10 protein-coding genes are annotated in these 8,908 nt (G+C 68.4%); 8 read left to right on the top strand and 2 right to left on the bottom strand.

From position 1 onward, the window contains the following. Positions 1-472: 472 nt before the first annotated feature. Entirely contained in the window at positions 473-931 is a 459-nt protein-coding gene (locus OXS27_RS30920; protein WP_267361500.1) for an acyltransferase, read from the bottom strand. Between the two features lie 480 nt (positions 932-1,411). Here OXS27_RS30920 and OXS27_RS30915 point away from each other — a divergent pair, with 480 nt between their 5' ends. Then, the gene (locus tag OXS27_RS30915) at positions 1,412-1,939 is read left to right on the top strand and encodes a hypothetical protein (RefSeq protein WP_267361499.1); all 528 of its coding nucleotides are present in this window, start codon (positions 1,412-1,414) and stop codon (positions 1,937-1,939) included. A gap of 243 nt (positions 1,940-2,182) precedes the next feature. Further along, the gene (locus tag OXS27_RS30910) at positions 2,183-2,560 is read left to right on the top strand and encodes a hypothetical protein (RefSeq protein WP_267361498.1); all 378 of its coding nucleotides are present in this window, start codon (positions 2,183-2,185) and stop codon (positions 2,558-2,560) included. A 13-nt stretch (positions 2,561-2,573) separates the two neighbouring features. Here OXS27_RS30910 and OXS27_RS30905 read toward each other — a convergent pair whose 3' ends face one another. Next, positions 2,574-4,007 carry a MaoC/PaaZ C-terminal domain-containing protein gene (locus OXS27_RS30905; RefSeq protein WP_267361497.1) on the bottom strand — a complete coding sequence of 478 codons (1,434 nt, stop codon included), beginning with the start codon at positions 4,005-4,007 and terminating at the stop codon, positions 2,574-2,576. Between the two features lie 197 nt (positions 4,008-4,204). On the opposite strand from OXS27_RS30905, the gene OXS27_RS30900 reads away from it, so the two are divergent. From OXS27_RS30900 to OXS27_RS30875, 6 genes are read left to right on the top strand one after another with little or no spacing between them, the layout of a single operon-like run. Further along, positions 4,205-5,824: an HAD-IIIC family phosphatase gene (locus OXS27_RS30900; RefSeq protein ID WP_267361496.1), complete on the top strand. Its 1,620-nt coding sequence runs from the start codon at positions 4,205-4,207 to the stop codon at positions 5,822-5,824. Continuing rightward, positions 5,790-6,101 carry a hypothetical protein gene (locus tag OXS27_RS30895; RefSeq protein WP_267361495.1) on the top strand — a complete coding sequence of 104 codons (312 nt, stop codon included), beginning with the start codon at positions 5,790-5,792 and terminating at the stop codon, positions 6,099-6,101. The genes OXS27_RS30900 and OXS27_RS30895 overlap by 35 nt, the downstream gene beginning before the upstream one ends. Then, complete coding sequence (locus tag OXS27_RS30890) at positions 6,094-7,131, top strand: ketoacyl-ACP synthase III (RefSeq protein WP_267361494.1); 1,038 nt, start codon at positions 6,094-6,096, stop codon at positions 7,129-7,131. The genes OXS27_RS30895 and OXS27_RS30890 overlap by 8 nt, the downstream gene beginning before the upstream one ends. Beyond that, complete coding sequence (locus OXS27_RS30885; RefSeq protein ID WP_267361493.1) at positions 7,131-7,358, top strand: hypothetical protein; 228 nt, start codon at positions 7,131-7,133, stop codon at positions 7,356-7,358. The genes OXS27_RS30890 and OXS27_RS30885 overlap by 1 nt, the downstream gene beginning before the upstream one ends. A gap of 9 nt (positions 7,359-7,367) precedes the next feature. Continuing rightward, positions 7,368-8,090: an SDR family oxidoreductase gene (locus OXS27_RS30880; protein ID WP_267361492.1), complete on the top strand. Its 723-nt coding sequence runs from the start codon at positions 7,368-7,370 to the stop codon at positions 8,088-8,090. Positions 8,091-8,103: 13 nt separating this feature from the next. Beyond that, positions 8,104-8,751: an acetyltransferase gene (locus OXS27_RS30875; protein WP_267361491.1), complete on the top strand. Its 648-nt coding sequence runs from the start codon at positions 8,104-8,106 to the stop codon at positions 8,749-8,751. Positions 8,752-8,908: the final 157 nt, after the last annotated feature.

Here is an 8,908-nt window from a genome sequence, read left to right as displayed (position 1 = left end):
TCTGCGCCTCGGCGCTGGCGAGATCGTCGGCGGGCGGCAGGGTCGGGCCGGTCAGGCGCCGCAGCAACGGATTGCCGCTGGCCCGCACCCAGCGTGAGAGCGGCCCGCGGGGGTACAGAGCTTTCAGCCGCGTCACAGCACCGATCCCGCCGCGTGCGTCGGCTCAGGTTCGGGATCCCTGTGCGCGATTGCAGCGACCCACTCCGAACGGAGGCCGGGTCCGTTGTCCACAGCGCCCGCCCACGCGTAGAACGCCGGCTCGGCGCAGGGGCGTATGCCGCATTCGTCGAGACTGAGAGCTCGGGTGAGCATGAGGTGGCGCAGGCTGGGTCGAAGGGGGGCGTCGGCGGGCCACCGCCCTATCGGAACGCGCGTGTGGGGTAAACCATTCCGGACGACTGACGCCCGTCAGCGAAGCGCCGCGCTCGAAAGCAGCCGCTTGCTGCGCAGGAGCACGGTACCGGTTCGATGATCAGATCAGGTCCGCGCGCCACGTCACGTTGTCCCGCACGATGCGCGCCGGGTTGCCGGCGGCCACGCAATGGGCAGGCACCGTCCCGGTGACGACCGCATGTGCGCCGATAATCGCGTTGTCGCCGATCACCGAACCCTTGAGGAGGGAGGCCTGATTGGCGATCCAGACATGATTGCCGACGCGGACCGGCTTGGCCGCGTTCAGCCGAGCGCCGGTTTCCAGACTGATGATCGAGTGGAAGTCGCTCGTCGTCATCCAGACGCCCGATGCGATGGAGCAGTCCGTGCCGATCTCGATGGCCTTGGCCTCGATCAGGTTGAGGTGGACCAAGCCGGTGAAACCCGTCCTGTCGCCGATGCGGAGCACCGAACTCGGACCGACATAGATGTTGGCCATCGCGAGCCGCACATCCTCACCCACATCGAACCGGCAATTCGACTCGATGACGATATGCATGTCCTTATCCGACACGCACCCGCGCCCTATCCGAACGTAATTATTGTCACCGTTAATGTAGATCTTTCCCGCATGATTTTGCTGATCGCGGGCGTCAATATCGACAACATTATTTTCTCCCGCATCAAATATATTTAATTGCATTCTGTGCTCTGCGGCGTCCGTTGCATGCCTGGCGGCTCCTGCGGCCGGCGGAGCCGCTGCGCGCCGAGCCCGTGACTGGGCGTCCGTGGTCTCTCATGGCAGCTGCGGCATCTACATGGCCGGATTGACGGGTGCGGAGGGGGCGCATGGCCTGGAATTCGGCCGACAACTGCCGCGATATTTTTAGGACATAGCACGCGGGCCTTACAACCGAACCGCCGTTCCGCAAGCCTCTCTTTATTCGCGGCGAGCCTCCGCCTGCGCCCTGTTGACGTCGGGAAGGGCCTGTGACGTATGGCCTGCATTGAGAGCGACATCAGATCATGAGGCTGTCCGGTGACCGAGGACAACACGCTGACGAAAGCGCTGGCCGACGTCCGGGCGCGCCGGGCCGCCCTTCAGAACGACTATGACCGGCTTGCTGCGGAATTGACGAAGCTCCGCACGGCCGAAGCCGCGCTGACCTCGATCGTGGAGGGCGTCCCGCTGGAGGATATCGCCGTCCTTCCAGCTTCGGAGGGTTCGCGGCCGGCCGCGGGTGAGCGCGGCGCGTCCCAACAGGGCGGCCGACGCGGCGCCCGCGGTCCGCGGGCGAACTCGGCCAAGGGTCGCCTCAAAGCCCTCCTCGGCACGGCGGGGCCGCAGGGCCTGTCGCATGCCGAGATTGCCGAGCGGCTGTCCGATGTCGCGCCGAACACGCTCAACACCTACTTGAGCATGATGGTGACGGGCGGCGAGGCGGTCCGGAAGGGCGATTTCTTCTCGGCCGCTGCGGATCGGGATCCCGTGGCCGATCCGGTCGAGGAGGACACCGGCGACGAGGATACCGGCGACGAGGCCGATCACACGGCCGCTGCGGAGTGACGAGGATCGGCCGTCTCTGAGGCGCGCAGCGTTGAGGCCGCGTTCCGAAGAGTGGGAACCGGTTGTCGGGAAACGACGATGTCCGGCCGAAGGGCGGTCGGTATCGGTCCGGTTCTGGTTTCCAAAAACGACTCTTTGAGGTCGCGTTTGTCGTGCCGGCGGTCCAACCTCGCAACCGGTTCGCGAGCCTGTTACCCTAGTGTCGCCGCCGTGTTTGAGCGGCTTCACCAGAGGCGATCCGCTATGCGGTCGATATTGCGGTCGACGATCCTGCTCTGCGCCGTGCTGTTGCCGACCCAGACCTGGGCGGCCTGCCGGTGCGCCTGCGTCAAGGGCGTGATGCGGCCGATCTGCCAGCAGACCGACTTGGTCGAGCCGATCTGCCAGGGCCTGTGCGAGGATTCCATCCGCCCCAGCAGGCTCGTGGTGCCGTTCGGCGGCGGCCTGCAGGCGAACAATCCGGTCCAGCCCTTTGATCCCGCGCCCGGCGGTCTCATCCAGCAGGATCCCAATCTCAATACCGACACGCGCGGCAATCCGCTCGGCACCGCCGGCGTCCAGGGCGGCAACGACGCCCTGTCGAGTTCCGTGGGTGCGGCGGGGGCGGCGACGGCGCGGTGACGCTGGTTTCCGGTCAGGTCGGCGACGACATCCGCCGGATGATCGGCAGCATCAGGGCACTCGGAGCCGCGGCCGGGACCGGGAAGATCGTCGCGGTCTGATCCGTACGCACCCGCGGCAGGCGTTCGATCACGGTCGTCAGGTTCGGGATCGTCCGCGCCATCGTCGCCGCGAGCGTCTCGCCGGCCGTCTTCGCCATCACGTATTCCAAGGTGTCGCGCGGCGCGTCGTCGATGGCGGTGGTCGAGGGATAGAAGGCCGCCACCGCGCGCCCGTGCCCAAGGCAGAACTGGCTCAGCTCGTAGAAGGCGTAATTGTAGATCCGCATCATCTCCTCGAGGCAGGCCGGCTCGAACGGGGCGCGCTTCTGGCGGAAGATGCGGGGTGTCGCGAAATGGTAGAGCTGAGACGGCTCGATCTCCAGAGACCCGAACTGCGCGGCGACCGGCCGCGCGGCGTCGTACCGGAGAACCTGGCAGCGCCCGCCGCCGTCCCGGATCTCCCGGGCCACCGCCTCCGCTTCATCCGCGCCGGATGCGTACGTGATGCAGACGGCGCCGCCCCCCGCGGCGATCAGCTTGGCCGTCGTTGCGCCGAGGCCCCGCGAACCGCCGACGACGAGGGCGGACACATCGGAGAACACGCCCGGTTGCACGAGCGCCGCGAGGTCGCGTAGCGTTTCCTGTTCGACCGGGCGCGGGCGGACGAAGCCCTCGACCCGGGCCGCGAGGCCAGGGCCGTCGGTCTCGAGCGTCACCGATTGGAGCATCGGCTGGAATCGCTTGACCGCATAGGCGAGGCTCGATCCATCTGCCTGGCCTGTCAGTGTCGCGTCGATCTTCGAGAGGATCGAGTGCAGCCCCGGCACGAACATGCCGACCAGGGTGGAAAGGCTGCCCAAAGCCGCAACCCGGTCCGGCCCGATAGCGCGGGCGAGACGCGGCACCAGGGCAACGATCGCCCCCGGATCGTGCAGCGCGAACGCCCCGGTCAGAGCGGCGATCGCCGCCGGATCGACGACGACCGGCTCGGCCGGGATCGTGGCCTGCGCGGCCTCGACTGGCTTGGCCGGCGGTCGCTCCGCGGCGAACGCGGCCTGGATCGTCAGCGTGCGGACGCCATCCACCGACAGGGATAGGCGCATCTGCTGCGCCCCCGCCTCATGGATCGTCACCGCGGTGCGGTCGCCAACCAGCACGAAGCGCTCGAACCGCATCTGCAGCGTCGCGAGCCGTTCGAGCGAGTGCAGGGCCGCGCAAGCCTCGAGGGCCCAGAGCGCCGCGTGGACCCCGTGGACGACTCGTTCGCCCGCGAGCGTTCGCCGGGCCACCCGCGCATCCATGTGCATCGGGTTCACGTCGCCGGTGGCGCGGGCGAACGCGATCTGGTGCGCCTCGGTCCAGACGCGCACCATCGCGGGACCGGTGTCCGGGGTGGCGTGGTCCATCGGCGAAGCTCCTCGTCGAGCGCCCTGCCTTGGGTGGTCGTAACCGGATCCCCGGCCCAGTCAGGCGCCATGCTGCCCGGCCCCTTGCTTTATGGCAGGGGATCTCGCAAGAGGACGGCGCTTACACGCATAGGAAGGGGCCGGTCGTTCGCCGGAGGGCAGGTATCCCCGGGATACCTCACGGACCGGTATCGAGGATGACCACGGCTCGCGCCCTCTCGATCGGCTTCGTCGGAAACGTCGTCACCAATCCGTTCGGGAAGGTGGCGGCTCGCCTCGCCGATCTCGCGACGGTTACGTGCGAGCACTTCCCGATCGGACAGATCGAGCAGGTCCTGACGGGACCTGCCTCCGTCGACGTCCTCGTCGTGCATCTCGATCATCGCTGGTTCTTCGATGTTGCCCCCGACGAGGCGTCCGTCGCCCGTGCGCGCGGGCTCGCCGAACTGGTCGCGGCCCGGCTGGCGCGGGCGCCCGGCACCCTCATCCTCAACACCGTGCCGTTCGTGCCGATCTCGTCGGTGGAGAGCGACCTCCACGATCAGCTGGAGGCCCTGGCCCGGCTCAACGCGGTGCTGTTCGATCTCGCCCGGTCGCAGGAGCGGGTCAGCGTCATCGACGCGGCCGGCACCCTCGCGATCCTCGGCTTCGCCACCGCCCTGCGCGAGCGCAACCGGTACATGTACCAGATGCCCTACGCCCCGGCCGCCGTGGACGCGCTGGTCGAGCGCTACGCCGACGCGGTCGCGGCTCGGCTGCGGGCGCGCCGCAAGGTGGTGGTGGTCGATGCCGACAACACCCTCTGGGGCGGTGTCGTCGGCGAGGACGGGGTGGAGAACCTAGAGGTCGACAGCGACTATCCGGGGATCGTCCACACGCAGCTCCAGCGCCAGCTGCTGCGCCTGAAGGGCCTCGGCATCCTGCTCTGCGCCGTGACCAAGAACAACGAGGAAGATTTTCAGGCCGTCTTCGCGCAGCGCGCGATGCCGCTCCGCCTCGAAGATTTCGTGGCCTACCGCAGCAACTGGTCCGAGAAGAGCGAGAACATCCGCGACCTCGCCGCGGCCCTGAACCTCGGCCTCGACAGCTTCATCTTCCTCGACGACAACCCCTTCGAGATCGAGGAGGTCCGCGCCCGGCTCCCCGGGGTCGAGTGCCACCTGTTCGACCGGACGCGGCCCGAGCTGGCCATGGCGCTGCTCGACGGCATCGCCTCCCTGCGGGCCCGGAACGTGACCGCGGAGGATTTGGCCAAGACCGAGCAGTACCGGGGTGAGGCGCAGCGGCAGGAGCTGCAGCGCTCGGCCGCCTCGATGGACGAATACCTCGCCTCCCTGGAGATCCGCGTTCACATCGCCCGCAACAATCCGGGCGCCCTGCGGCGGGTCACGCAGCTGATCAACAAGACCAACCAGTTCAACCTCACCACCCGGCGCTACACGGAGGACGAGGTCGCCACCGCCATGCAGGAGGGCGGCGTCTACGCGGCCCGGGTGGTCGACCGCTTCGGCGACATGGGCATCGTCGGCGTCGCCATCGTCCGGAATGGTGCGCTCGAGACCTTCCTGATGAGCTGCCGGGCGCTGGGACGCCGCATTGAGAGCCAAGTTCTGCGCTACGTGTGCCAGCAGGAGGCCGATCCGGAGCTGCGGGCCCAGTATCGCCCGAGCGCGAAGAACCGGATGGTCGAAACCTTCCTGGACGAGAACGGGTTCGCGCTCATCGGCTCTGGCCCCGAGGGCAAGGACTATCGCAAGGACTATCGACTCTCCCGAGGACCGGATGACACCGCCTACATCGACATCGTTGCGGAGTGAGGGCGCAGCCGCCGCGGCCCGCACCACGCTAGACCGCCTGATCGAGACCTGGGGCCGCCCGGAGCTGAGCGCGCTCGGCCCCGAGGACGACCTGTTCGACAAGATCGATTCCTTCGCGGTGGTGGAACTGCTGCTCGAGACCGAGTCCGAGGTCGAGAGGACCGTGGGCCGCTACGTGCCGCTCGCCGACGAGAGCATCCTCGACAGCACCCGCTCGCCGCTGCGGCGGCTGCAGAGCTGGTTCGACTACGTGGCGGACGCGGTCGCCCGTGGCTGAGCTGCACTTCCGGAATGCCGGCCTCGCCGGCCTCGTCACCACGGTCGGCGGCCGGCCCCTCGCCTTCGACGCGGAGGCGGCCGGTCTCGGCATGGCGCCGGAGGAGGCCGAGCGGCTCAAGCGCGCGATGGGCTTCACCACGCGCCACGTGGTCGTGCGGGACGACACGACGACGGCCGATCTCTGCCTGCACTCCGCCCAAAACCTCCTCGCCGGCCTCGACCTGCGGCCGGAGGATCTCGACGGGCTGATCCTGGTCACGCAGACGCCCGATTATAGCTCGCCCTCGACCGCGATCAGCCTGCAGCACCGGCTCGGGATGCGCACCGACACGCTGTGCTTCGACATGCGGCTCGGGTGCAGCGGCTTCGTGTACGGGCTCTCGGTGGCCTACAGCCTCGTGGAATCGGGCCTGAACCGGATCCTGCTCTGCGTCGGCGACGTGGCGAGCCGGATGGTCGCCAAGGACGATCGCTCCATCACGCCGATCATGGGCGATGCGGGTGCGGCCATCTTGATCGAGCGGCGGGAGACGGAGAGCGTCTTCCAGCTCCACAGCGACGGATCGGGTGAGAAGGCCCTGTTCATCCCGCATAGCGGGCTGCGCACGGATGCCGAGGATCGGGACAAGCCCGCCACCATGCACATGGACGGCGCGCAGGTGTTCAACTTCTCGCTCAAGCGCGTGCCGGGGCTGATCACCGACATCCTGGCGGCCGCGGGGCTGAAGGCGGAGGATCCGGACTTCTACGTCCTGCACCAGCCGAACAAGTACATCCTGAAGAACCTGCAGCGGCGCCTGAGCCTCGATGACGGCAAGCTTCCCTCGGGCACGCAATCCGTCTACGGGAACCAGAACTCCGCCTCGATCCCCGGCACCATCTCGGGGTTCTTGGCGGAGGATTTCGCGCACCGGCCCCTGCGTGCGGTGCTGGCGGGATTCGGCGTGGGTCTGAGCTGGGGCGCCTGCGCGCTCACCACCGACCGGATCTACGCCCCGCCCGTCCTGAAGTTCGAGGAGATCGCGTGATGACCGAGGCTGGGTTCCTGGATGAGCTCGGCGCGATCCTGGATCAGCCGGGGCCGCTCGCGCGCGGTCAGACGCTCGGCGAGATCGAGACCTTCGATTCCCTCGGCATCCTCAACATCATGGCGTTGTTCGATACGCTGGGTCTCGAGGTCGAGCCGGCACGGATCGCGGAAGCGTCGACCACCGACGACCTTCTGGCCATGGCCAGCACGAAACTGGCCGCCTGAGGCCGGGCGATGGCGGAACCTGCGGGACACATCCTCGTCGTCGGAGCCAGCAGCGGCATCGGGCGGGCCGTCGCGGAGCATTTCGCCGGACGGGGCCTGGTCACCGCCCTCGCCCGCCGGGCGGACAAGCTGGCGGATCTCGCCGATGCGGGCATTGCGACGGTCGCGGCGGACGTGACCGACCTGGCGGCGATCGGCGGCGTTCTGCAGGCCGCGGTCGCCGAGCGCGGATTGCTGACGGGCCTCGTGTACTGCGCGGGCGTGCAGGTCATCAAACCCCTGCGCAGCCTCGGCGTGGACGAGGTCGAGCGTCTCTACACCACGAACCTCGTTGCCCCGACCCTGTTCGCCGCCGCGTTCGGCAGCGCCCGGATCTCGACGCGGGATGCGGTGTTCTGCGCGATATCGTCGGTTGCCGCCCAGCGCCCGGAGCCGGCGATCGTTCCCTACGCGGCCTCGAAGGCGGGTCTCGACGCGCTGATCCGCGGTCTCGCCCGGGAACTCGCGCCGCGCCGCGCGGTCGGCGTCGCGCCGGGCTGGCTCGACACCGAGATGACCCAGGCCCATGCGCGCCTCTACGGCGACGACTTCAAGGCCGCGCTGGAGAAGCGGAGCCCGGTGGGGGCGGCGACAGTAGACTCGGTGGTTGATGCCATCACGTTCCTCATGTCGCCGCAGGCGCGGCACGTGACCGGTGAGATCTTGCGGGTCGATGGCGGGGCGACGCTGTGATGGATGGCTGCCGGTGACGTCCGAGACCAAGCGCCTGGCCCTGATCGGCGGCGGCGGCTTCTCCAAGGAGATTGCCGAGGTCGCGCAACTCTGCGGCTACACCGTTGAGGCGACCTATTCGAGCCAGCCGAGCGCGCAGGTCGGAACTTATCGGGGCTACCTCGACGCATTGCTGGCCGACCGCGCGGAGTTTGCGGGTGTCGCCCTGGCCGTCGGCGGGGTGAGCCGGGCTGCGATCCAGGCGCGTGCCGAGATCATCGCGTGGCTCGACCGGCACGCCCTGCCCTGCCCGCCTCTCGTGTCGCCGCACGCGATCGTCAGCCAGGGCGTGGTTCTGGGTGCCGGTGCGTTCGTGGCGCATGGCGTGATTGTCAACGTCGATGCGCGGCTGGGGCGATTCTCCGTCGTGAATACCGGCGCGATCATCGGGCACGACGCGGAGATCGGCGATAATACGACGATCTCGCCGGCGGCTTTCATCGGCGGACGCTGCACGGTCGGCGCGGACGGTCTGGTCGGGCCGCTCGCGAAGGTGTTGCAGGGCCTCAAGGTCGGCACGCGCGCGATGATCGGCATGGGCTGCACCGTGCTGCGCGCTGTGCCCGACGACGCGGCGGTTTGGCCGAAGCCCGACAGTCCAATCGCTGCGGATCGCGATTGAACTGATCCGCGTCCAGACGAGCTTGCGTATCAGCTCGCCGACCGAAGGGCATGCCTGCTCAGAGCTTCTGCGCCGTGTTGTGGGGCACTGCCGCTCGCACTTCGAGCTGGCTTGCCCGGTCATCGCTTCACCAACAAACCCGCTCGGTCGGTTATAC

Origin of the sequence: Methylobacterium sp. GC_Met_3, assembly GCF_026540775.1 — a bacterium.
In the GTDB taxonomy this organism is placed as follows: domain Bacteria; phylum Pseudomonadota; class Alphaproteobacteria; order Rhizobiales; family Beijerinckiaceae; genus Methylobacterium.
This window is presented reverse-complemented; position numbering and strand designations above follow the sequence as displayed.

Bases quoted from the DNA above. Each gene is read 5' to 3' on its own strand.
- OXS27_RS30900 (WP_267361496.1), top strand. From the start codon at position 4,205: ATGACCACGGCTCGCGCCCTCTCGATCGGCTTCGTCGGAAACGTCGTC.
- OXS27_RS30895 (WP_267361495.1), top strand. From the start codon at position 5,790: ATGACACCGCCTACATCGACATCGTTGCGGAGTGAGGGCGCAGCCGCC.
- OXS27_RS30905 (WP_267361497.1), bottom strand. From the start codon at position 4,007: ATGGACCACGCCACCCCGGACACCGGTCCCGCGATGGTGCGCGTCTGG.
- OXS27_RS30920 (WP_267361500.1), bottom strand. From the start codon at position 931: ATGCATATCGTCATCGAGTCGAATTGCCGGTTCGATGTGGGTGAGGAT.
- OXS27_RS30880 (WP_267361492.1), top strand. From the start codon at position 7,368: ATGGCGGAACCTGCGGGACACATCCTCGTCGTCGGAGCCAGCAGCGGC.
- OXS27_RS30885 (WP_267361493.1), top strand. From the start codon at position 7,131: ATGACCGAGGCTGGGTTCCTGGATGAGCTCGGCGCGATCCTGGATCAG.
- OXS27_RS30910 (WP_267361498.1), top strand. From the start codon at position 2,183: ATGCGGTCGATATTGCGGTCGACGATCCTGCTCTGCGCCGTGCTGTTG.